This is a genomic window from Acinetobacter sp. ANC 4805, assembly GCF_022549495.1.
Taxonomy (GTDB): domain Bacteria; phylum Pseudomonadota; class Gammaproteobacteria; order Pseudomonadales; family Moraxellaceae; genus Acinetobacter.
On the sequence record NZ_JAKZGD010000005.1, the window covers coordinates 156,205 to 180,144 of the forward strand.

At 39.3% G+C, this 23,940-nt stretch carries 21 protein-coding genes and 1 pseudogene; 15 read left to right on the top strand and 7 right to left on the bottom strand.

What is annotated here, in order from left to right:
- Nucleotides 1-69 precede the first annotated feature (69 nt).
- From MMP60_RS08600 to MMP60_RS08610, 3 genes are all read left to right on the top strand, one after another.
- On the top strand, nt 70-1,338 hold the full coding sequence (locus MMP60_RS08600) for a hypothetical protein (protein WP_241335874.1): 1,269 nt from the start codon (nt 70-72) through the stop codon (nt 1,336-1,338).
- A gap of 224 nt (nt 1,339-1,562) precedes the next feature.
- Nucleotides 1,563-1,943: a lysozyme inhibitor LprI family protein gene (locus MMP60_RS08605; RefSeq protein WP_241335982.1), complete on the top strand. Its 381-nt coding sequence runs from the start codon at nt 1,563-1,565 to the stop codon at nt 1,941-1,943.
- 122 nt (nt 1,944-2,065) lie between these two features.
- Nucleotides 2,066-3,178 (top strand): HPP family protein, encoded by a 1,113-nt coding sequence (locus MMP60_RS08610; RefSeq protein WP_241335875.1) that lies wholly within the window; start codon nt 2,066-2,068, stop codon nt 3,176-3,178.
- A gap of 61 nt (nt 3,179-3,239) precedes the next feature.
- On the opposite strand, the gene MMP60_RS08615 is transcribed toward MMP60_RS08610, so the two are convergent.
- Complete coding sequence (locus tag MMP60_RS08615; protein ID WP_241335876.1) at nt 3,240-3,509, bottom strand: PspC domain-containing protein; 270 nt, start codon at nt 3,507-3,509, stop codon at nt 3,240-3,242.
- Nucleotides 3,510-3,833: 324 nt separating this feature from the next.
- On the opposite strand from MMP60_RS08615, the gene MMP60_RS08620 reads away from it, so the two are divergent.
- The gene (locus MMP60_RS08620; protein WP_241335877.1) at nt 3,834-4,502 is read left to right on the top strand and encodes a hypothetical protein; all 669 of its coding nucleotides are present in this window, start codon (nt 3,834-3,836) and stop codon (nt 4,500-4,502) included.
- Nucleotides 4,503-4,560: 58 nt separating this feature from the next.
- Here the strand turns inward: MMP60_RS08620 and MMP60_RS08625 are convergent, their stop codons facing one another.
- Entirely contained in the window at nt 4,561-6,384 is a 1,824-nt protein-coding gene (locus MMP60_RS08625) for an acyl-CoA dehydrogenase C-terminal domain-containing protein (RefSeq protein ID WP_241335878.1), read from the bottom strand.
- Between the two features lie 239 nt (nt 6,385-6,623).
- Here MMP60_RS08625 and MMP60_RS08630 point away from each other — a divergent pair, with 239 nt between their 5' ends.
- Nucleotides 6,624-8,948 carry a hypothetical protein gene (locus MMP60_RS08630; protein ID WP_241335879.1) on the top strand — a complete coding sequence of 775 codons (2,325 nt, stop codon included), beginning with the start codon at nt 6,624-6,626 and terminating at the stop codon, nt 8,946-8,948.
- Between the two features lie 62 nt (nt 8,949-9,010).
- Here the strand turns inward: MMP60_RS08630 and aroE are convergent, their stop codons facing one another.
- The 4 genes and pseudogenes from aroE to ribA all read right to left on the bottom strand — a co-directional run bounded on the left by aroE (nt 9,011) and on the right by ribA (nt 12,128).
- A complete protein-coding gene (aroE, locus tag MMP60_RS08635; protein WP_241335880.1) occupies nt 9,011-9,799 on the bottom strand; it encodes a shikimate dehydrogenase in 789 nt (262 codons plus the stop codon).
- A 133-nt stretch (nt 9,800-9,932) separates the two neighbouring features.
- Nucleotides 9,933-10,874, bottom strand: a complete 942-nt coding sequence (hemF, locus tag MMP60_RS08640) for an oxygen-dependent coproporphyrinogen oxidase (RefSeq protein ID WP_241335881.1) — start codon at nt 10,872-10,874, stop codon at nt 9,933-9,935.
- 133 nt (nt 10,875-11,007) lie between these two features.
- A pseudogene (locus MMP60_RS08645) lies at nt 11,008-11,491 on the bottom strand (DUF4844 domain-containing protein).
- 34 nt (nt 11,492-11,525) lie between these two features.
- Nucleotides 11,526-12,128, bottom strand: a complete 603-nt coding sequence (gene ribA / locus MMP60_RS08650) for a GTP cyclohydrolase II (protein WP_241335882.1) — start codon at nt 12,126-12,128, stop codon at nt 11,526-11,528.
- A 304-nt stretch (nt 12,129-12,432) separates the two neighbouring features.
- On the opposite strand from ribA, the gene dxs reads away from it, so the two are divergent.
- From dxs to MMP60_RS08700, 10 genes are all read left to right on the top strand, one after another.
- The gene (gene dxs / locus MMP60_RS08655; RefSeq protein ID WP_241335883.1) at nt 12,433-14,334 is read left to right on the top strand and encodes a 1-deoxy-D-xylulose-5-phosphate synthase; all 1,902 of its coding nucleotides are present in this window, start codon (nt 12,433-12,435) and stop codon (nt 14,332-14,334) included.
- A gap of 130 nt (nt 14,335-14,464) precedes the next feature.
- Nucleotides 14,465-15,295 carry an inositol monophosphatase gene (locus MMP60_RS08660; RefSeq protein ID WP_241335884.1) on the top strand — a complete coding sequence of 277 codons (831 nt, stop codon included), beginning with the start codon at nt 14,465-14,467 and terminating at the stop codon, nt 15,293-15,295.
- A gap of 543 nt (nt 15,296-15,838) precedes the next feature.
- Nucleotides 15,839-16,171 carry a hypothetical protein gene (locus tag MMP60_RS08665; protein WP_241335885.1) on the top strand — a complete coding sequence of 111 codons (333 nt, stop codon included), beginning with the start codon at nt 15,839-15,841 and terminating at the stop codon, nt 16,169-16,171.
- 375 nt (nt 16,172-16,546) lie between these two features.
- Entirely contained in the window at nt 16,547-18,520 is a 1,974-nt protein-coding gene (locus tag MMP60_RS08670; RefSeq protein ID WP_241335886.1) for a DEAD/DEAH box helicase, read from the top strand.
- Between the two features lie 420 nt (nt 18,521-18,940).
- Nucleotides 18,941-19,759, top strand: a complete 819-nt coding sequence (locus MMP60_RS08675; RefSeq protein ID WP_241335887.1) for an ABC transporter ATP-binding protein — start codon at nt 18,941-18,943, stop codon at nt 19,757-19,759.
- Nucleotides 19,756-20,535, top strand: coding sequence for a lipid asymmetry maintenance ABC transporter permease subunit MlaE (gene mlaE, locus MMP60_RS08680; RefSeq protein WP_241335888.1), 780 nt, complete (start codon nt 19,756-19,758; stop codon nt 20,533-20,535). Before MMP60_RS08675 ends, mlaE begins: the two co-directional genes overlap by 4 nt.
- Nucleotides 20,535-21,212, top strand: a complete 678-nt coding sequence (locus tag MMP60_RS08685; RefSeq protein ID WP_241335889.1) for an outer membrane lipid asymmetry maintenance protein MlaD — start codon at nt 20,535-20,537, stop codon at nt 21,210-21,212. The genes mlaE and MMP60_RS08685 overlap by 1 nt, the downstream gene beginning before the upstream one ends.
- A gap of 19 nt (nt 21,213-21,231) precedes the next feature.
- Nucleotides 21,232-21,864 carry an ABC transporter substrate-binding protein gene (locus MMP60_RS08690; RefSeq protein WP_241335890.1) on the top strand — a complete coding sequence of 211 codons (633 nt, stop codon included), beginning with the start codon at nt 21,232-21,234 and terminating at the stop codon, nt 21,862-21,864.
- A gap of 11 nt (nt 21,865-21,875) precedes the next feature.
- Nucleotides 21,876-22,163, top strand: coding sequence for an STAS domain-containing protein (locus MMP60_RS08695; RefSeq protein WP_241335891.1), 288 nt, complete (start codon nt 21,876-21,878; stop codon nt 22,161-22,163).
- Nucleotides 22,164-22,235: 72 nt separating this feature from the next.
- The gene (locus tag MMP60_RS08700; RefSeq protein WP_241335892.1) at nt 22,236-22,775 is read left to right on the top strand and encodes a hypothetical protein; all 540 of its coding nucleotides are present in this window, start codon (nt 22,236-22,238) and stop codon (nt 22,773-22,775) included.
- Between the two features lie 50 nt (nt 22,776-22,825).
- Here the strand turns inward: MMP60_RS08700 and MMP60_RS08705 are convergent, their stop codons facing one another.
- The gene (locus tag MMP60_RS08705) at nt 22,826-23,839 is read right to left on the bottom strand and encodes a CorA family divalent cation transporter (protein WP_241335893.1); all 1,014 of its coding nucleotides are present in this window, start codon (nt 23,837-23,839) and stop codon (nt 22,826-22,828) included.
- Between the last annotated feature and the right edge of the window lie 101 nt (nt 23,840-23,940).

The window sequence follows — 23,940 nt, forward strand, 5'->3', positions numbered from 1 at the left end:
TGTTTATTATATTATCGTTATGTTATAACATAACAATAATATGAAATGAGTTCAACAGAGGCAAATAGGGTGAAAAGTTTAAAACGAAGTTATATCTTGAGTATTTTATTTAGTAGTGTGTTGTTATCGGCTTGTGGGGGAAGCGATTCATCAAATTCGGTATCAACAATTGCGCCTAAACCTGAGCAACCTGTACAGAGTAATGAAGGACGTTTAGCAATTGCCAATGCGGATACCGTGCGCCCTTTATTATCAATCTACGATTTGAAAGAACAGAAAATTATCAATACAACAGCACTGAGTTATACGCCATCTGCGATGTATAGCAGTCCACAATCGCGTTATGCAGTGATGCTCAGTCGTGTTGATGGTGTGGTGCAATTCGCTGATGGTGGAATTTTTAATAAAAATAATGTCCTACAGAAAAATGCACCCAATTTATTGGCATTTCAATTGGAGGGAGCAACGCCTGCACATTACCGTAGTTTTAATGGGCTCGCTGCGCTGTTTTATGATGGAAATGACACAGAGGTATCTAAATTTGATGTATTCAATGATTTAGCCATTGAGAAACAAGAAATTTCTAGCCAAAAGTTGCCGAAAAAACATCATGGCGTGGCTGAGCCACGTGGTGGCTATGTACTGAGTACTTATTTACCGACGGATGCAACCACATTGAGTGTGGTAAAAAGCTATGAATTACATGGCGATCATTTTCATGAAGAACAAACTTTGACTAATGCTTGTAATCGTTTGCATGGCGCAGCTTCAATTCAACAATATGCGGCGTTTGGCTGTGAAGATGGTGTATTGGTGGTTGAACAAAAAGGCAGTCAGTTTATTGATAAAAAAGTTCTGATTGACCAACGTATTGCCACAATTGCAGGACATGAAAAATTAGATAAATTCGCGGCCTTTGCAACGGGAACACATGCTTTATTTATCGTTGATCCTCAGCATCTAAATGCAGTCAGTTTAGATTGGTCTTTAGGTGCTAAAGAAGCTGATGGGGTGACACCAGTGAAGCGTTTACAACAAGTGGTCGATGCATCGGGTCGTTATTTAGCGATTTTAGATAGTGCAGGTGTAGTGCATGTGATTGATACACAAACTTGGCAGCGTATTGGGCAAGTAAAGGCAATTGCAACGGTGCTGAGCACAGAGCTTTCTAAAAGTCGCTTAGTCGTGAATGTAACGTCAGGCACGGTATTTTTGAATGATACACAAGCCAAAACGATTATAGAATTGGATTTAAAAAATCTAAAAATCAAACAAACCATTCAGTTAAATGATGTGCCAAATAGCTTTACTTGGTTGGGAGTCGCCAACGCGCTTTAAGGGACAATACAAATAAACAGCCTACTCGATGGGCTGTTTTTACATGATACAGGAGGATTATGTTCTGATCAGATTCTATTCTTTTGTTGAAGTGATGCAAAAAATTTCATTATGATTCGTATGGTTAAAAGTAAAAATATAGCGGTCATTTGGGATTTTTAAATATGATGAGAATACAGCATAGGGTAATGAAAAAATTAAGCCTCAATGGTTTGTTGCTTGCCATGATTTTTCTGAGTGTGGATGGATTGGCTGCACCACAGAATAAAACCATTGACCCGTATAGCCAATGTGTCGATGAAACCATTCAGAGCTTAAAGCTAAATAATATTAATAATGCAGTCGTGGCAATTTGTAGTGATAAAACGAAGGCTTTATATGCCAAGAAAATCGTCAGGTTATTAGATCAAATTAAGACTCAAAGTAGGGAATACAAGCAACCTGAGCGTTATCAGGATATTATGAAATCACAACAACTTTGGAAAAATTTTGTTGATCAGGAATGTCGTAATGCAGGTGCTTATATCGGTTCACCGATGTATCAATTTTGCCCTATGCAAAGATATGCAGAGCGGTTGGAGCAACTGCGAGAATATCTCAATTGATATAATTTGTGTTCAGCAGATTTGAGCATACATTAAAACTATAATTTAAATACATCTTTACTTTAAGATGACAGTATACTACTGCACCCAATGAGAACAAGACGATTCCAGCAAGGTGCATTGTGAGCTTAACCCAATCAGACTGGCTAAATTTTTTAAAACCTAACTATAAAGTTTTATCATTTAAAGAACGGTTTCTTTCTAGTTTTGGTGCTTTGTGTGGTTTAGCCATATCATCTTTGATCAGTTGGTATGTATTGGATGGTATAAATATATGGTATATCGCCCCAATGGGTGCATCCTCAGTGCTACTTTTTGCTGTTCCCAATAGCCCATTAGCTCAGCCTTGGAATGTTGTGGTTGGGAATACCTTGGCAGGGTTAATCGGGGTAACCTGTACACAGCTTTTGCCTGATTTAACCTCTGCTTTTAGTATTGCAGTTGGGTTGGCAATTTTTATGATGATGACCACTGATTCATTGCATCCGCCGAGTGGAGCAGTGGCGATTACAGCGGTATTAGGTGGGGATGCTGTACACCGTTTAGGTTTTCACTTTATTTTATATCCTGTGTTACTCAATTCGATTTTATTATTATTGATTGCTGTCTTTTTTAATCGGTTGATTGGTCGACATTATCCAATAACAGCGCATATTAATGAACGCTCTAAAGACCCTACACCAACCCAAAAAGTGTCGATTCAACCGAAAGATATTAGATATGCTTTGGCGCATCACACTGAGCTATTAGACATTAGCCAATATGATTTGGAAAAAATTATTTTAGAAGCACAAGAACGAGCCAATGAACGTTTGACGAACTTATTTGTTTGCCAAGACATTATGAGCCGAGATGTGATGAAACTGCATGAAGATGATGATATTCATCAGGCTTTGGATAAATTTAAAGCAGTGAATCTGATGAGTTTGCCTGTGGTGAATAGCGAAAATCATTTGGTGGGGACATTGGCTTTGTATGAAGTGGTGGAATGGTTTAAAAGTGCGACTGATCCAAGAAATTCTTGGCAACACTATGTCCGACAAATTATGAGTCACCGTGTTGTCATCGTTGATCCATCCCAACCCATTCAGGATTTAATCCCTTATTTTGTGGAGAAGTCATTTAACTATATCCCTGTAGTTGAAAATCAATGTTTGATTGGGATCATTAGTCGTGCTGATATGATTGCTGCATTACAGCAGCAACTGAATCGTCAAAAACTTTCATTTGAATAAAAAAAGCTACGGTTGTATTCGGGGGAGACTCAACCGTAGCGACCAAAAAGGTAACCGAAAATTAACGTTTCATACTTTGGTCTTCATAGACTGTTTTGACTGGTTGTGGGTAACCTTGTACGTGATCAACGCGCGCTTGCTGCTGTTTTGGAATCACCAACCATAAAATCAGATAGACTAAAATCCCCGGAAATGCGGCACTCATGAGCGAGATCACCACAAAGATCAAGCGTAATAAATTTGCATTCCAACCAAAACGTTCCGCAATACCGCCCATTACACCAGCGAGCATGCTTTGTTGGTTTGAGCGATATAAACCAGAAGTGGCCATTAAATTTTTCTCCTTAGATATATAAGATAGCAACAGAATGGTACGTCATTCACGATGAGTTGCTGTTAATAATGAAATAGGGGTGAACTCGATTTTTTAAAGTTTAAACAGATGAAAAAATCGTTACGGTGTGTAAAATTTTGATGGGGAAAACGGCAATATCCTCTAAAATGCACCGACTTAAAGCACTTTACTTGGTCAGATTTTTATTTTAACCAATCTTTTTTCTTGATTTTTCCTTTGCTAAAATGAATTTGCATGAGTAATAACTCTTGTGTATTCAATGCTTTGTTTTGTATTAAGAAATGATAATGTTAGAGAATTATGGATACACAGTTCCGATTATTGTTACGGTGTTTTAGTGTCGGGTTTATTTTTAGTTCTGGCTTGAGTGCTTGCGATAGCCATTATCCAGATACTATTCAAACAGCAACCCAGTCGCAGCCAAATAAAGAAAGTTCTATTCCTGTGATTTCAGATGATAAGCAAACACAATCTAGCGAAGGTGTTGCATTGACTGAAGTTGCAGGACAAGCAACCGTACCTCATGTGGCTTCTAAACATGTGTCAAAACCGACTCAGCAAGATCTGCATTATGTTGGGCGTTATCATGCACGAATTCCATGTACAGATGCTTTTGCAGGTTGTGTAAAGGGTGAAAAAGAAGCTGAATACATTTTAAATTTGTTAGCAGATGGTTCTGTGTATTGGACCAATACCAGCTTTGGGCGCTTAAGTTCAGATTCCTCTCGAAATATGACGAAAATTGAACAGACGTGCAAACAAGTGCAATGGCATGTGCAACAGAAAGAAAAAGAAATTATTGTTCGTTGCGATGCTGCAAATGTAAATCTATATTATCAAATTAACCGAAACCATGATTTGGTTCTAGATCTAGAACAAATTTGGAATGGTGATCATGGACGCAATCGTCAGTTTTTTAAAGAGTACCCATTTCCTCAACAGGCATATGTATTTAAAAAAGTGAAATAATGATTTGTATTGAGGTATAAAAAAGAGCGCATAAAGCGCTCTTTTTTAGCAGGTTCGATTAGTAATCGAAGCTGAAATGTTCTGGAGCAAGTGAAGTCAAAGTGCGTGAAGTCGATACCATTGATTCTGCATGACCTTGAGCGCGTGGCAATAAACGGTCGAAGTAGAAATCAGCAACTTTGATTTTTGCTTTATAGAATTCTGGTGTCTCAATTCCGTTACCTGCTTCTAATTTCTCAGAAGCAATCACTGCTTGTTGCGCCCAGAAGTAAGCCATCATCACATAACCAGAGAACATCAAGAAATCAGCTGAAGCTGAAGATACGATGTCACGGTCTTTACGAGCAGCAAGCATGATGCGAACAGTCAATGTATTCCATTGTGCGCAAAGTTTTGTTAAGTCCCAAGCAAAACGGCGTAAGTATTTGTTACGTGCATGTGCTGCGCAGAACTTTAAGATTTCAGCAGTATAGTCACGAACGACTTTACCTTTTGAGCTTAAAAGCACTTTACGACCTAATAAGTCAAGTGCTTGGATACCTGTTGTACCTTCATACAATGTTGAGATACGAGCATCACGCGCGATTTGTTCCATACCCCATTCACGGATATAGCCATGACCGCCATACACTTGCATACCGTTGTTCGCTGATTCTAAGCCAAGCTCAGTCAAGAAACCTTTTAAAATCGGTGTATAGAAACCAAGTTTGTCATCGGCAGCTTCATAAGCAGCTTGATCGCCACTTGCCAATGCATCTGACATTTTGTCTGCAAGTTTTGCAGCATGGTAGATCATTGAACGACCACCTTCAGCAATCGCTTTTTGAGTTAAAAGCAAACGACGTACGTCAGCGTGGTGAATAATTGCATCAGCTACACGCTCAGGCTCTTTCTTACCAGAAAGTGCGCGCATAGATATACGATCTTTCGCATAAGGTAAAGCACCTTGGAAAGAAAGCTCAGCGTGAGCAACACCTTGAACCGCTGTACCAATACGTGCAGTGTTCATGAAGGTGAACATCGCATGTAAACCTTTGTTGATTTCACCGATGAGGTAACCTGTTGCATTATCAAAGTTAAGAACTGCAGTTGCAGATGCTTTGATCCCCATCTTGTGTTCGATTGAACCACAAGAAACTGTATTACGCTCACCTACACCGCCATCAGCAGTCGGGATGAATTTTGGTACGATGAATAAAGAAATACCACGAGTACCCGCAGGTGCATCTGGAAGACGTGCAAGTACGATATGAATGATATTGTCTGTTAAATCATGCTCACCCGCAGAGATGAAGATTTTAGTACCAGAGATTTTATATGTACCGTCAGCAGCAGGTTCTGCTTTAGTTTTTACTTGACCTAAGTCTGTACCACATTGAGGTTCAGTTAAGCACATTGTGCCTGACCAAGTACCTTCAACGAGTTTAGGCATATAGGTATTTTTTTGCTCATCCGTACCGAACTGCATGATTGTGTTCATACAACCTGTACTTAAACCTGGATACATGGTGAATGACCAGTTAGCCGTACCCATCATTTCAGATTTAATGAGGTTTAAAGACATTGGTAAGCCTTGACCACCAAACTCTTCTGGATAAGAAAGACCTTGCCAACCGCCCATTACGAACTGGTCATAAGCATCTTTAAAACCTTTAGGTGTTGTTACTTCGCCATTGTTGAAAGTACAACCTTCTTCATCACCTGATTGGTTGAGTGGAGAAAGTACGTTTTCGCAGTAATCTGCTGCACCTTCAAGAATCATATCAACTGTTTCAGCATCCGCATTTTGACCACTTGTCAAAGTTTGGTAATGTGCTGGATAATCTAACATTTCGTTCATTAAGAAACGAATATCACGGAGAGGGGCTTTATATGCTGGCATAATCTTAATCCTGTATTTGAATCATTTTGGATTATCTGTTTCGATACTTTGATTATTCATAATGGTGATAAAAATACATTGATAAACCCTAGGGAAAAAAATGTCAGAAAAGCGAATTTTCGAAAAAAGTAATACGTAAGAAAATCATTTTTCTGTTAGAGTCTTTGCGTATATTATATGTGAAAAATGATCTATTTTATAGTTGAAAATATAACGATATAAGGGTGTTTGGTAAAGCTATGCGTTTAAAATATTTAACATTATGCTTGTTGGGTCTTGGTCTATCTGCTTGTTCGCAGCATGTCATTAAAACCAATTCAGGTTCTAAAAACTTAGAGCAAAAGGCAATTAATAGTCTCAATGCGATGTATGAATATCCGAGCTATGATTATCGCGGAAAATTTAATGTTCACGTCGATCTTGAACGAAATAAGTCAACAGCTCCATCAGCACAATCATCTCTAGATGCAGCACTCAAGCAAAAAGTTGATCAATATTTACAAGATCAAAAGGTCAATTTAAATAGTAAACAGAAGCAAGCGCTTTATGTTGCACTGGCACAAGAACAAAAAACGACTAAACTTTCTAAAGCAGATCATTTTGCGCAGGTCATGGTCAATATTCTAAACGACATGCAATTTGAATATGATGGTTCTGTGCATTATCGCCAAAAAATAGGCTCATTCAACCTCACAGCACGTTATGAAAAACCAACCTTATTGATACAAGCTAAAGTGCCGATGGTGCTTGATTTGAATAATTATAAGTTTTATATCAACTACTTTGCGCTGATGCCGTATTTGGTCAACAAAGAAAACCAGAACAATTTGGCATATTTAGATTTTTCTAAATATCAGGATTTATTTAAGCAAGTTGATTACAAAAAACTAGTCGAATATATGAAAGCATCAGGTGCGGTGTATTATCGCCTTGCTGATCAAAATAATATTCAAGCTTTGTCTATTTCTTCAACTGACCAAAAGGCAGGTGTGGTTGAAAAAATCCGCTTAAAATCGACCGTTGAAGAGCTAATTCTACAAGCGAATTTGTATAGCAAAGTTAATGAAAAATATTTAATGCAAAGCATTTTGAATATTAAAGAGCAAAATTTAGAAAAATTTATTGCAAATGAAGTAAGTACAACAAATAAAGCCAAACCTGAAACAACGACTTCTGTCTTAGATAAAAAAGATTCCGCAGATGATGCTAGTGTGGTCAGCCAACAACTCTATCGTTTAGTGAATCAACATTTTGGTGTTGAAAATGAAGTAGCAGATGATGCACCTATTACTGACGTTGCAGAGGATGCTGCAGAAGCAGCTAGACAAGCTGCAAAAGATGCTTCAGAACCAACTGATGTTGTCGCTGATTCAGCTTCATCTGTAGATGATGAAGGTTTAACCGAGGCGCAATGTACGGCACTGCAAAATACCATGAAGGCGATTTATGGTGATGCGCAGTATTGCCAAAGTATGTATGAGATTGATGTATTTGGTGTGAAGAAGACAGAACCAAGCTTCTTATCTTATATTGATAAATTGCAGGCTTTGGAAAAAGAGTTTGTTGTCTATGACCAAAACCAGTTTGTTGATGATCAAGCCTTTAAAGCACTTTGGACAAAACACCAAGCTGATATCGATAAAGCATTACCACCTGTAGACAAGCGCAATCCATTGATCATTGATATTGGTTTAGATGCAGAGGGGCGTGCAGTCAAAATTGATTATGATTTCAATTATGGCTTACCTGAGTTAAAGGCTCGCTTCAATATGAAAGCGGATATGCTGATTTCGAACTATGGTAACGCTACACCGATTGATCAGGCTCAATTGAAACGTGCAAAAACATGGGCAGAAACCAGTAAAGGTTCAATACTGGAACAAGCGATGGGAAGTTTCTCTGAGAAATTGGGACAAACGGGTATCCAAGAGCGTTCAGTTGAGCCTTATACTTTATCTTTAGATGATCAACTGAAAGTGATTGCAGAACAACGTTATGATGCAACACATGCTTATGAACACACCTACAAAGCCGTCTTTATTGCTAAATTGGTTGAAAGTAAGCCTCAAATTGCACAGCGTTACTCTAGCCAAGAATTACAAGAAATTGCAGCGGTTTATGCGTATTGGTATGGCGATGAAGATGTGTATAACCCAGAAGGCAAAGCACTAAAAAGCATTGAAACCTTACAGAAGAAACATCATCTTGAGCAAGAAGATCAGTTTGATGACAAGTTAGGTCAGGCAGTTAATCGTATTGTGAATAATGCGATGCATGGTGATCAAGATCGTCAAGCATGGAAAAAATTACAAGCCCAATATAAACAGCCACAGCAGCTATTTGCTCAACAATATCAAATCCAATTTGAACGTGATAATGGGGTTTCAAGTGAAGAAAAACCTTTACTGGCACAAACCGCTGCGATCTTAGGGCAAGCGTATGTTGATGCACGTAAGAATCAGTTGTCTGAGAAAACCATTAAAGCTTTAAAAATTGAGCATAATGAATTTATTGATTATGAAATCTTTAAAGACGTTTATTTGAAAATGCTGACGGCAAAATAATTGAACCTTGATAAAAAGGAACCTGCGTAATGCAGGTTCTTTTTTGTTGAATAGAGGGTGAATTATAAAAAATCTTTCAATTCAGGTTTGACCCCATTCCAGATAGAAAAAGCTTCAATCGCTTGACCCACTAACATACCAAAACCATCTGTCGAGGGAACTTGACGCTCTTGGGCTTGATCTAAAAAGCTCGAAGGTTTGCCATACGCCATCTCATAAGCATGATGGAAAACTAAGCTTTCAGGGAGTTGTAAGGTATCACCAGTTAAGCTCGCTGAAGTTGCATTAATTACAAAATCAAATTCACCAGAAAGCTGTTCTAAGTTAAGTGCGGTAAGTTCTGCCTGTGGTACGGCATCTTTTAAATCTTCAACCAATTGCTCCGCACGCGCCTGAGTACGATTGGCAATCACAATTTTTTTTGCACCTGCTTGTACTAAAGGATAGATCACACCACGTGTTGCACCACCAGCCCCTAAAATTAAAATACGGCTATTTTTAAGTTCCCAACCTAAGGCTTGAATGGCTGCAACTAAACCTTGACCATCGGTATTATCCCCAAAAAGTTTGCCATCTTGCATCCATAAGGTATTGACTGCTTTGGCAATTTTTGCACGCTCAGTGAGTTGGTCACATAAGGCAAATGCTTGTTCCTTAAATGGAACAGTCACATTCATCCCAATACCGTTTTGAGCAAAAAAATCTTTTGCTGTGCTTTCAAAGCCGTCTAAAGGTGCAAGAATTTTTTTATAGTCTAAATTGACCCCCGTTTTTGCTGCAAATGCGTGATGGAGTTCTGGTGAGCGAGATTGTTCAATCGGATTCCCAATGACAGCAAATTGTTTGGTCATACTTTTATCCAAAGTTTAAAGAGAGGATGGTGGTTATTAAACATGCTTTCATGTTTATACGCACACAATATACGACAATCTGTAGGTACAAAAAAAGCACCTGAGTTTAGGTGCTTGGGGTTATTACAGCGAATTATTTATTTAAACCCAACCAATCTCTTGGTTTAAGATAATAATCGGCTAAGCGTTTTTCTGCTGAATCAGCGTCCCATTCAGGACGATAAGACCAACCTGCAAGATTTGGTAAACTCACTAGGATAGACTCAATACGACCACCTGTTTGTAAACCAAACAAAGTGCCACGGTCATAAACAAGGTTGTACTCAACATAGCGACCACGACGATACAGTTGGAAAGAACGTTGTGCTTCGGTATAAGGTTGTTCACGGTGCTTTTCAAAAATCGGTAAAATCGCGGCTAAATAGCCATTACCCACGGCTTGGATATATTTAAAGCAGGTCTCGAAATCCCACTGGTTCAAATCATCAAAGAATAAACCGCCAACGCCACGTTGTTCATCACGGTGTTTTAAATAGAAATAATCATCACACCATTGTTTATGTTCAGCGTAGACATTCTCGCCAAAAGGTTGACAGAGATCGTAGGCTGTTTGGTGCCAATTCTGAATATCTTGATCATCTGGGTAAAAAGGCGTTAAGTCGAAGCCACCGCCAAACCACCACACGGGATCTTGTCCTTCAGGTTCAGCGACAAATAAACGAACATTGGCATGTGAGGTTGGAATATTGGGGTTATTTGGATGAATCACTAAAGATACGCCCAACGCTTGTGCTTTTGCGCCAGCAATTTGCGGATGACGCTCTGTTGCAGAAGCGGGGAGTTTACTAATATTGATGTGGGAGAACATCACCCCACCTTTTTCAATCACTTCACCATTTTGCAAAACACGAGAGCGACCACCGCCACCTTCGGTTCGTTGCCAATCATCAATGATAAATTCAGCGGTACCACCGCCTGCACGTTCCTGTTGCTCTAGTCCTGCACAAATTCGTGCTTGTAGATCGAGTAAAAACTCGCGAACACGTTGAATATCAGCTGAAGTTGGATGCTGCATGATGATCCTCATGATGTGATCTAAGAATTAGTTACATCAAAACATAAAACCATAAAAAAAGTAAGGGATTTATGAGTCTATATTAAAAAATGCATGATTTAGGGTGAAAAGTTCTGATCAGTCAATAACGCTTTTACTTTGATTGTGTAGAACGATTCTTTTCAATAAGTCTACTAATTTCTTCATTATATAGCCAAGTATTTAGAATACCTTTAGAGCTTTCCAAGCTTTTAATATCTAAGAATTTTTCAAATGTGCCTGTAACTTACTCTCTATCTTTGGTATCGAGTGAATCAGGATCAATTTGATGGATACCATCAGAAAGTATTTTAAGATGTTGTTCTGTATTCAGTTGCTCAGAGCGTTGATAAAGCTAGATATAAGCTTCAGCAGTTTTGGCTACTTTTTGATTCAATAATCTTTTTGGTTGCTTATCCTGAATACATGTAGAGATAATTATCACTCGAAAAATGATCTTGTTTTTGAAAATATTTTAACTGTTCAATTGTTGTCATTTTTTAAGCCTTTATTTTTATTTCGGTTTTATTCTCTGTGACCTGAGCCTCGTGGCTAAACAAGCCTAGGCTCATTAGCCACAGAGTTTGCAATAATTTCATTTTATTTTGAGTTAAAAAAGACTCTGTTTTTAATTTAAAAATCATCTTTGTGATAAAGATGATCCATACGCTCACGTTTGGTCTTTAAATATTGTTCATTGAATGGGTTGCTTCCTACAGTGAGAGGAACACGTTCAGTCACATGAATACCAAGATCTGTCAAAGCTTTCAGCTTTAAAGGGTTATTGGTAATGAGCTTGACTTCTTTAATCTGAAGATGGTCTAACATAATGCTGCACATATCATAACGACGTGCATCCGCAGGAAGATTTAATAATAAGTTAGCATCAACGGTGTCATGTCCTTGATCTTGCAAGGCATATGCACGAATTTTGTTGGTCAGTCCGATGCCACGCCCTTCTTGGCGCAAATATAAAATCACACCTTGACCTGCTTCATTAATCAAGCGTTGAGTTGCTTGTAGTTGAGGTCCACAATCGCATTTAAGCGAAGCGAAAGCATCGCCTGTTAAACATTCAGAATGAATGCGTACCAGTACAGGTGCCTCAGGCGTTGTTTCTAAACCCTTAGACAGCGCCACATGTTCTTCACCCGTTCCAGGGTCTTGAAACACAGAAATATTGAAGTCACCAAAAGCGGTTGGTAGCTTTGATGTTGCAATAAATTCAATCGGCACAGATAACTCACTATCATGATAAAAACAGTCAAAGTATAGCTTAATGTGTGAAGATTGAGTGAATTGCGAGTTCTGATTTTTCACATAAGTTTTTCTTTTTCATGGAAAGCACACAATAATAGTTGATAAACAGTGACATAATTCAGGATAATCAGCGAGTCAATCTTTAAGATTGGCTTGAGAATGTTCAGCACTACATCATTCGCACATGTGGCTGATTGAAGGTAGATTGTATTTAATTGTATGATTGCCCCCATTTAACCCAGCTTCGGATTTGCCAGGCTTAAAAAGGCTTTGCCACATTATGTTGTATACCGAAATTCCAACTCAACGCCCTGTTACGCCATTGTTAGATGGAATCGACCATCCACAACAATTACGTCAGCTCGAGCAAAGCCAACTCGCACAAGTGGCGGATGAGTTGCGTCAATATATTTTGTATGCGGCAGGACAGAGTGGTGGTCACTTTGGCGCAAATCTTGGTGTAATAGAATTAACTGTTGCATTGCATTATTGTTTTAATACGCCACAAGATCGTTTGGTTTGGGATGTGGGTCATCAAGCTTATCCACACAAAGTGCTGACAGGTCGCCGTGAACGTATCACGACGATTCGTACTAAAGATGGTTTGGCTGCATTCCCAGCACGTGAAGAATCTGAATTTGATACCTTTGGCGTCGGACATTCATCAACTGCAATTTCAGCAGGCTTGGGAATGGCACTGGCGCGTCGTTATCAACAAGATCCATGTGATGTCGTTGCGATTGTTGGTGATGGTGCGATGACAGCAGGCATGGCATTTGAAGCCATGAATGATGCAGTAGCGCATGATGCTGATTTGATTGTGGTCTTAAATGACAACGATATGTCGATTTCATGTAGCACAGGTGGTTTTGCCAAGCACTTAGCAGCGATTTGGGAAACAGGTCAGTTCATTAATCTAAATGAACATGGTGAAGCTTATGTTCAGCCGCATCCAAAGTGGACTTATAATTCACGTTTGCATCAATCTGCAACAAATGCTGCCGATAATTTATTTAAAGCAATTGGTTTTGATTACTTTGGCCCTTTTGATGGGCATGATGTAGAACAACTTGCACAAGTTTTTCAAGCATTGAAAAAACGTAAAGGACCGCGTTTAGTTCATATTTATACTAAAAAAGGTAAAGGTTTTGCGCCTGCGGAAGCAGACCCGATTACCTACCATGCCATTACTAAAATTTCGCCTACAGCGACGACAACACCGACAAAAAAATCTGCGCCTAAGTATTCAGATGTATTTGGGCAATGGTTATGTGATCAGGCAGCTCAAGATGAGCGTTTACTTGCAATCACACCTGCCATGTGCGAAGGCTCAGGAATGGTACAGTTTGCAAAGCAATATCCTGAACGGTTCTTCGATGTGGCTATTGCTGAGCAACATGCAGTGACATTAGCAGCAGGTATGGCATGCGAAGGTTTAAAACCTGTTGTAGCAATCTATTCAACCTTTTTACAACGTGGCTATGATCAGTTAATCCATGATGTCGCACTCCAGAATTTAGATGTGACTTTTGGTATTGATCGTGCGGGCTTAGTCGGTGAAGATGGCCCAACCCATGCAGGTGCATATGACTATGCTTATATGCGTACTGTGCCGAATATGGTGATCATGGCGCCAAAAGATGAAAATGAATGCCGCCAAATGCTACACACAGCTTATCTTTATAAAGGCCCAACTGCCGTGCGTTATCCTCGTGGGGTAGGTACAGGTGTTGAAATTCAACAACAAATGACGGCTTTGGATATTGGTAAAGCTGAAATTGTTGCAGAATTTAATGTAGATGCTGAACAGCAGATCAGTATTTTGGCGTTTGGTAGTCGAGTTGCGGCATCAATTGAAGCCGCAGAACAGTGTGCGAATAAACATGCAATTGGTGTGCGTGTGGTCAATATGCGTTTCGTGAAACCACTGGATGAACAAATGATCCGTGAGCTTGCAGAGAGCACCCAACTTTTTGTCACTGTGGAAGAACATGCAGTGATGGCAGGAGCAGGCAGTGCGGTCAATGAATTTTTGGCACATGCGCGAATTTTAAAACCAATGTTGAATTTAGGTTTGCCTGATGAATTCTTACATCAAGCGACCCATCAGCAAATGCTGCAAGACTGTAGTTTAGATAGCAATGGTATTTTAGCTTCAATTGAAGAAGCCTGGTTCTCATAAATAGAAGAATGTGAAAGCGGGAATAATTTTTCGCAACATTTTTCCCCTAAAAGCGCTTATATTTGATAGAATGTGAGCGCTTTTATGCATTATTCTTTGTCAAAATCTTCAAATTTGTAGTGGGTGTTCAATGGAACCTATGGTGGTTATGGCTGCGCGTGCGGCTCAAACAGTTGGTCAAGAGCTTTTAAAGGCGCATCAAAATCGTCATAAACTCGATTTGCAAGTTGAAGAAAAAGGCATTGATGGTCCAGTAACGCGTGTAGATCGTTACATCGAACAACTAACAATTGATACACTTCGTAAAAGCTATAAAAACCACAGTTTTCTTGGTGAAGAATTTGGTATGCAAGAAGGTAAAGGTCACGATGCCGATTGGTGTTGGGTGATTGACCCTTTAGATGGTACACAAAACTTTATTCACGCTGTTCCTCATTTCTGTATTTCTATTGCTGTACAACATAAAGGTGTAACTCAACACGGTGTGATTTATGATCCAGTTCGTGATGAATTATTCTCTGCAAGCCGTGGTCGTGGTGCAGTCATGAACCAACGTCGTATCCGTGCGAATGTAAAAGATAGTTTAGAAAACACGTTCCTTGCAGTAGGTCATCCTTATCGTGCAAAACGTAATGGTGAAATCGTTTCTTACGCAGAACAACATTTTGCTTCATTATTAGCAGTGACTAAAGCAGGCGCGCAAATCCGTCGTGGTGGTTCAGCTGCTTTAGATTTGGCTTATGTTGCTGCGGGGCGTTTTGATGGCTTCTTTGAACTTGGTTTAAAACCGTGGGATATCGCTGCGGGTGAGTTGATTGTCAAAGAAGCTGGCGGTGTTGTTGTTGATGCGCGTGGCGGTAATGATTCGATGGAAAATGGTCAAGTGCTTGCTTGTACATTAAAAATGTTAAAACCATTGATGCAGACTGTTGTTCCTGCTTGGGGCGAAGCTGCAAAATAATTTGTAGATTTTGAGAAAAGAGTAGCTATTGGCTACTCTTTTTTATGTCTAATAATAAAAACACATAGAGCAAAATGAAAAAAGAATAGAACAAATATATTTATCATATATGCCCACATAAAAGGTGGTGCATGCATAGCACCGCTATATGCAATTAAAAGTTGTACAAAAGTAATGATACTTAAGATTGTACAACTCAAAAAAGGATGTTTTTGATTAAACGAAGTCGATGCTAGGAAATATGTAACGATAAAATAACTAGAAAAAAATAAAGAAATTAAAATTACACCATCTATGGGATATTGATAAATATACTCAGGCTCATGTTTGCTAAGGTACGGATCAATTTGAAAACCGAAATAGACAATATTGAGGCATCCGAGTAGCCAAAAGCTTATTAATAATTTGATTAGTGATCGATGATTTTTAATTTTATTTTTCATATTGGTGGTCAGGTGGTATATTTTTTGTTAGAAATAATAATAGCTTAACTTAAGTTTGACTTAAATGTTTCTTATAAATAGCAATGGAGTAAATATAATAATGCAAACGATTTACCAAGATGATGCATTCTCTATCAAGACATACCATAACATTCCAGAGGATGATATTGAGCAACAAAATATTGATTTTTGGCTTATTATTGGTGACAAAACTTTTTTGGGAAGTGCTTTTACACTAGCAAATATTCAATATTTAATGACTAAAGATAATAGAACAGGTGAATCTGCTTTTGGTACATATTTTTGGGCTTCAGATATGATCATTCTGAAGGAAATGACAGTTGAATGTTTGGTAAAAGCGATTCGGAATATCTTAAATGATCAATCTTTGAATATTGGGGAGATATTTACTCAAGTAGCCAATAATCCTTAATTTTTTCTTTAGTTGTAATTAATATACAAAGAATAAAAGTGATCGAATAGAAAAAACCTATTAAAAAAGGTGACTTTTAAAATTATTCTGCTATAATCCGCCCACGCACTTAAATTCCAGTTCATTACCTGAACATTCAGTTCTATTCATCATAAAGCGCACGCTGTCCATCGAGAGGACCACATCTTGCGCCCAAATCGCTTAGCGATTCTTCAGGTTGAAGCAGTAATCAAGCGTGCGTTTAGTCCACATCGTCGTTATTCGGATCGCCGCTGAACTTCATCTATTTTCAGCTTGAGTCGCTTTGCCGCTTGTTGCCGATGTCTATTTTTTTGAATTTATTAAAATGGAGCACCCATTAGGGTGAAACTCTCTATGAGCAAAACTTTTGCCGAATTTTCTTTACACGAAACCTTACAACAAGCGCTTGAAGGTTTAGGTTTTACCACACCAACTCCTGTGCAAGAACAAGCGATTCCCGCTGCGTTAGAAGGGAAAGATTTATTAGTTTCGAGCCAAACTGGTTCAGGTAAAACAGCTGCATTCTTACTCCCTACATTGAATGCTTTAGCTGGCGAAGAAGCTTTTGTTTCTTTTAAAGACCGTATGAAAGCTGTAACACAACCAACTATTTTGGTTATTTCTCCTACACGTGAATTGGCTCAACAAGTTAGCCAAGATGCGATTGCATTTGTACGTCACATGAAAGGTGTTCGTATTGCTGCAATTATGGGTGGCATGCCTTTTGGTAAACAAATCCAACAGCTTAAAGGTGCGCAAGTTGTTGTTGCGACCCCAGGTCGTTTACTTGACCTTGTAAACCGTCGTCAAATTAAACTTGATAAAGTTGAATCATTAATTGTTGATGAAGCTGACCGTATGCTTGATCTAGGTTTCTCTGAAGACTTAGAAGCGATTGGTGAATTAGCTGCAAATCGTAAACAAACATTAATGTTCTCTGCTACTTTTGCTGATCGTATTATCCGTCTTGCTGAACGCATGATGAATGATCCACAACGTATTGCAATTGAAACTGGTCATAGTACCAACACTGATGTAACTCAAACATTACATTGGACTGATGGTTTCGAACACAAGAAAAAATTACTTACGCATTGGTTATCTGACGAATCAGTAGATCAAGCTGTTGTATTCGCAAGCACGCAAGAAGATACAGACATGCTTGCTGAAGAATTAGCTGAAGCGGGTCACTCTGTTGTTGCATTACACGGTGCAATGCCACAAACCGTTCGTAACCGTCGTTTACGTAGCATTCGTGAAGGTCGTGCAAAAATCTTGGTTGCAACTGACGTTGCAGCGCGTGGTTTAGACGTACCAACAATTTCACACGTAATCAACTTCGGTTTACCGATGAAAAATGAAGACTATGTACACCGTATTGGTCGTACAGGTCGTGCAGGTCGTACGGGTCAAGCTGTTACTTTAGCGACTTACCGTGAGCGTGGCAAAATCCGTGCTTTAGAAGATTACTTAGATGCACGTTTAAATGTATCTGAAATCGAAGGTTTAGAGCCATCTCCACCTCCTGCTCGTTCAGGTCGTGATGGTGGTGGTCGCGGTCGTGATGGCGGTGGTCGTGGTCGTGGCGGCCGTGATGGTGGTCGTGGTGGTTTTGGCGGCGGTCGTCGTTTTGAAGGCGAAAGCAATTTCAAACGTCGTGAAGGCGGTGAAGATCGTCCACGTCGTAGCTTCGATGACAAACCACGTGGTGAACGCCCAGCATTTGGTGGTGAAGATCGTCCACGTCGCGAGTTTAATTCAGATCGCCCACGTCGTGAAGGTGGTTTTGAAGACCGTCCACGTCGTAACTTTGATGACAAACCACGTGGTGAACGCCCAGCATTTGGTGGTGAAGATCGTCCACGCCGTGAGTTTAATTCAGATCGCCCACGTCGTGAAGGTGGTTTCGAAGACCGTCCACGTCGTAACTTTGATGACAAACCACGTGGCGAACGTCCAGCATTTGGTGGTGAAGATCGTCCACGCCGTGAGTTCAATTCAGATCGCCCGCGTCGCGAAGGTGGTTTCAATGATAAACCGCGTTTTGACTCAAATGATGACAATCGTGGTAACCGTGTAGATTATAAACCACGTCGTGAAGGTAGCTTCGGTGATCGTCCAAAACGTGATTTTGGTGATCGTCCTGCACAGCGCGAAGGTGGTTTTGGCGATCGTCCAAAGCGTAGTTTTGGTGGTGAAGACCGTCCAAAGCGTAGTTTCGGTGGCGAAGATCGTCCAAAACGTAGTTTCGGTGGCGAAGATCGTCCACGCCGTGGCGTACGTGAAGAAACTTTCGGTGGTGACCGTCGTCGTAAAAACGATTTCTAATCGTTAAAAACCGATAAAATGAAGAAGCCAGTTGAAAAACTGGCTTTTTTATTTAGGATTAGTCATGTAAAATTATAAAAATGTCTACTAATTCAAATTTTATAGAAGAAATGAATAAACTTAAACAAAATAAAAGTCTTTTAAGTCAAATATGGTCATTCATTTGTGGTGAAGGGTTGCCATGTCTATTTGTTATTTTAATGCTTTGTAATGGGTTATTTTTTGCATATGCACTTATTGCACGCAATAATACCGATTCTTTGAATGCAAGCTCACAACATGAGTTGAGCACAGAAGTTGATAAAAAGAACAATTACATAAATTAATAATCTTCATACGTAGCATATCAAAATAAAAACAAGCGCTTAATCTTTCAGTGTATAGTATGCGTGCATAAAAAGTGCAGGAATGAATGCCAGTATGAATAACAAATCTCCTCTCGATGCTGAAGCCCTAATTGAAGTTAAAAACTTGAGCTTTAACCGAGGGGAACGCGTCATTTATGATGATGTTAGTCTTAAAATTCGACGTGGTCAAATTACTGCAATTATGGGGCCTTCAGGAACAGGTAAGACCACTTTGCTCCGTTTGATTGGTGGGCAGTTAATCCCTGATCATGGTGAAGTATTGCTCGATGGTAAGAATATTGCAGCCATGTCTCGTCCAGACTTGTTTGCTGCACGCGCACGTATGGGGATGTTATTCCAGAGTGGTGCGTTATTTACTGATATGTCAGTTTATGAAAATGTTGCATTTCCTATTCGTGCGCATACACAATTACCAGAACATTTGATTGCTGAGTTAGTCGCTTTAAAGTTGGAGTCGGTTGGGCTACGTGGTGCTGAACCCTTAATGCCATCTGAACTTTCAGGAGGTATGAATCGTCGTGTTGCCTTAGCGCGTGCGATTGCACTTGATCCAGAATTGATTATGTATGATGAGCCATTCGCTGGCCAAGATCCAATTGTTAAAGGTGTTCTAACACGATTGATTCGTTCTTTGCGTGAAGCTTTAGACTTAACAACAATTATTGTCTCGCATGATGTCGCAGAGACATTATCGATTGCTGATTATATTTATGTGGTTGCTGAAGGCAAAATTCAGGGTGAAGGTTCACCTGAGCAGCTACAGGCACATGCTTCCCCATTTGTACGTCAATTTTTAACAGGCTCAGCTGAGGGTCCTGTTGAATATCAATTTACTCATCAAGCATATTTAGATAACGAGGTTCGTGTATGAATACGATTGCCTGGTTAGGTAGACTCGTTATTGAGCGAATAAAGGGGATAGGTGCAGCATCACTTATGCTCATCCAGATTTTATTTTCAGCGCCTTCAAAGGGTGGCTTTCAACGCTTTGTCTATCAAATGCATCGTGTTGGGGTCATGTCTCTGCTGATTATTGCTGTGTCAGGTTTGTTTATTGGCGCTGTCCTTGGCTTACAGATGTATAGCATTTTGGTCACTTTTGGTAGTGAGGCGATGCTGGGTACAGCAATTTCACTGACTTTGTTACGTGAACTTGCTGCGGTTGTTGCTGCATTACTATTTGCAGGGCGCGCAGGCTCGGCTCTCACTGCCGAAATTGGTTCAATGAAACAGAGTGAACAATTGGCCAGTATGGAAATGATTGGTGTTGATCCACTTCGTCAAATTGTGGCTCCGCGTTTGTGGGCAGGTATTGTGAGTTTGCCGATGTTGACTGTGATTTTTGCAACGATCGGTATCATTGGCGGCAAGTTGGTTGGCGTAGATTTTTTAGGTGCTGATGAAGGTTCTTTCTGGGGTGGTATGCAAAGTACAGTTCAGTTTGGGCATGATATTTTTAATGGCACTATTATTAAAAGTATTGTTTTTGCGGTGATTTGTACATGGGTTGCGGTCTATCAAGGTTATGCTTGTGATCCAACACCAGAGGGTATCGCGACTTCGATGACCAGAACGGTCGTATATTCTTCACTTTGTGTATTAGGTTTTGATTTTGTGTTGACTGCGGTCATGTTCGGAGGGATTTAATGAAATCACGTACTAGTGAGCTGGCCGTAGGTATTTTTGTGATTATCTTCGGTATCGCTCTATTTTTTCTTGCGATGAAAGTGAGTGGTTTAGTAGGTACAAATCTACGTGATAGCTATAGCATGACAGCGCAGTTTGATAACGTAAATGGTTTGAAATCACGTGCAAAGGTCACCATGAGTGGTGTGACCATTGGTCGTGTGGAATCGATTACGCTTGACCCTGTAACACGTTTAGCAACAGTTAAGTTTGATTTGGATGGTAAATTAACCAGTTTTAATGCTGAACAATTAAAACAAGTGCAAAAAAATGCATTAGACGAATTGCACTATAGTTCTGATTATCAACAAGCTGATGCAGCGAAACAAAAAGCAATGGAACAGCAACTTATCAGTAACATGACCTCCATCACCAGTCTGGATGAGGATGCTTATATTATGGTTGCAACCAATGGCTTGTTGGGTGAGAAATATTTGAAAGTTGTACCAGGTGGTGGTGTGAATTACTTAAAACGTGGTGATGCGGTTTCAAATACCCAAGGCACAATGGATTTAGAAGATTTAATTAGTAAATTTATTACTGGTGGTTCGAGTAAAGCCACAACAGGCTCGGCAACAACAGAAGGTTCAGCATCACAGCTAGCAGCAGCTGACGCAGAGCCATCATTTGCTGAGTAATTCAGGTTAGGAGATTGAAGTGAATACATTATTGAAACAGACGCTAACAGCAAGCATTTTATCAACGATGCTTGCAAGTGCCGCATTTGCAGCACCGACAGAGACCCCACCTGATTTTGTTAAACGTGTTGCTGATGGTCTAATTACACGTTTAAAAGCAGACCATGCTAAATTACAGAATAACCCTGCTTTAGTGAAAACGATTATTCGTCAAAATCTTGACCCGTATGTTGATTCGCAATCATTTACACGTATCGTCTTGGGTACATATGCAAATAATCAATATACCACTGCTGCACAACGTGCTCAATTTGAACAAAATTTCCGTGCGGTCATTATCGAAAACTACGGTGGTGCTTTTGCAAAGTATACGAACCAAAGTTACACCATGCGTCCGTTTAAATCGACTAATACTAAGAACCCAGTCGTGACTTTGGACTTCTCTCATAATGGTGAAAAGATTCCTGTATCATTCCAGTTAATTGATAAGGGCGATCAATGGAAAGTTCGTAATATCAATGTCTCTGGTATTGACTTGGGCTTGCAGTTCCGTAACCAATTCGCAGCAACCGTTCAGCGTAATGGTGGTGATATAAATAAAGCGATTGCAACGTTTAAACCAGATGCTGATGCTGCTGTTAGCAAAAAATAAGTAGGTGAAGGGTGATTCAGTATATTGATCAACAGTTGATTGTTTCAAAAACAATTGATTTTGCAAATGCGGAACAGGTTTATTTGACAGGTTTGAAGCATATTCAACAGCATAAGGAATTTCCTTTGGTTGTTGATCTTGCTCAGCTTGAACAGGGTAATACTTTGTCTTTAGCTGTTTTGGTGCAATGGTTGCGTCAAACACCAAATAATAAAGGTCTGCATTTTAAAAATGTGTCTGAGAAAATGCTAAAAGTCATCCAAGCTTGTCATTTACAAGATGATTTAAAATTGATTTGATGAAATCTTGTAGATTGAAAAACAGAGTTAATATTAACTCTGTTTTTTTGTTTTAAAATGAAGACTAAGAGCATGTCTGATATACAAAGAAAAGGTTCGGTTATCCTTAATGCGGTGATCGGTAATGATCTATTTAATGATGACTGCAATCTTTATTATTTTGAAAGAGAGGATGGGGTAAAAAGATATCAAGCTGTAATCACATTACAAAGTGATGTAAATCTACAAGTTATTTTTTCAATACCTACAAATACAAATAATATTTATATTATGGTTTCTGATGGTGATACTCATTTAATCAGACAGCTATTTGCGATGCTAGAAGATAGTGAAGAACATGAACAAGTAGGCATTGGTTTCGTTCAGTTATTTAATGATATTCGTCTTATCGCGAATGATGTAAAAGGGATAATTCTATTACCAATTAACACATCAAATATTTTAAATTTTTTACCTTATCAAATTGAAATTAAAGAAATAAATTATAATTTTATCTTGGTTGTTTTTTTAAGTACAAATGAGTATGTAGAATGGCAAACCAAAGGGCATGATGCTTTGATGGATTATTTTATTGAAAACGAAAAAGATCTTGTCTCATTTAATTTGTCATAAATTGATTAGAATATTTTGACCTTAGCCAAAATATTCTGGATATAAAAACATTAAATCCATTTCTTCCAGCGGAAGTAAATCATTGGCAATATTAAGAATGCCATCAAAATACCTGCAACCACCATGAAGCTTAAATTACCATGTGCGAAAGGTAATTCATCCGTATTCATCCCATAAATACTTGCGATCAACATTGGTGGTGCAAGCATACTAGGTAAAATTGAGAATCGACGAATCGTATCATTTTGCTCGGTGTTAATAAATCCAGACGTAGTATCCAGTAAGAATCGCACTTTTTGGAATAAGAAGGCATCATGTTCGACCAGTGAGCGTACATCTTCACTGAGTTCTCGAATATCAGCATCGTAAATATGACTGCCCAAAGCACGTGGGCGAGAGAGGAAGGTCAGTACTCGGCGCAAGTCAATTAAGCAAAGTTGTGCCTTTCCAAGCATATCTTCTTGTTGTGCTAGCCGAGTAATCATGTCATCCAAGTCTAAAACTTTCTCTCGGTGATGATTATTCAGAACTTCTGTAGAGTATCTTTCCAAGTCCTTGTGGATATCTTCTAAGATATCCGCAAGCTCATCCAATTTAGCTTCTAATAATCCTAATAAGATCCAAGTCGGGTCTTTATAGTCCATGTCATAGTCATTGCGACGTGCGCGTGCGCGGAAAGCACGAAAAGCAACAAGCTTTTCACCACGCATCGTAAATAAACGATCTTTATGTAAAATAAAGGCAACAGTTTGTACCATTGCGAGCATATGCAATGACTCATCTGTATCGCCATCGACCTGATAGTTTTTATTCTTTGTTAAAAAATATGTACTGATATGCAAAATACCATCATCATCACGGTAAAATCGTGCAGATGAGGAAATGTCTTCAAGTGACTTTAATGTAGGTAAGTTTCGCTCATAGGCATCCAATACCCATTGTTGTTCTTCTTGAGATGGAGCAATCAGATCAATCCAAACCAGCTCGGGGTGGAGATCAAAACTCCCATTGATTGTTGCATCTTCTAGACTACCGCGCTCTGTGGCATAAAAGGCTTCAAGCATGTCTTTTTTCCTCGCGCAGCCAATGTAAGATTTTCAGCATTGTGCTGACAACCAGCGTGTATTTTAGACAAGGATGAAACGAAAAACACTTGCCTAAACGT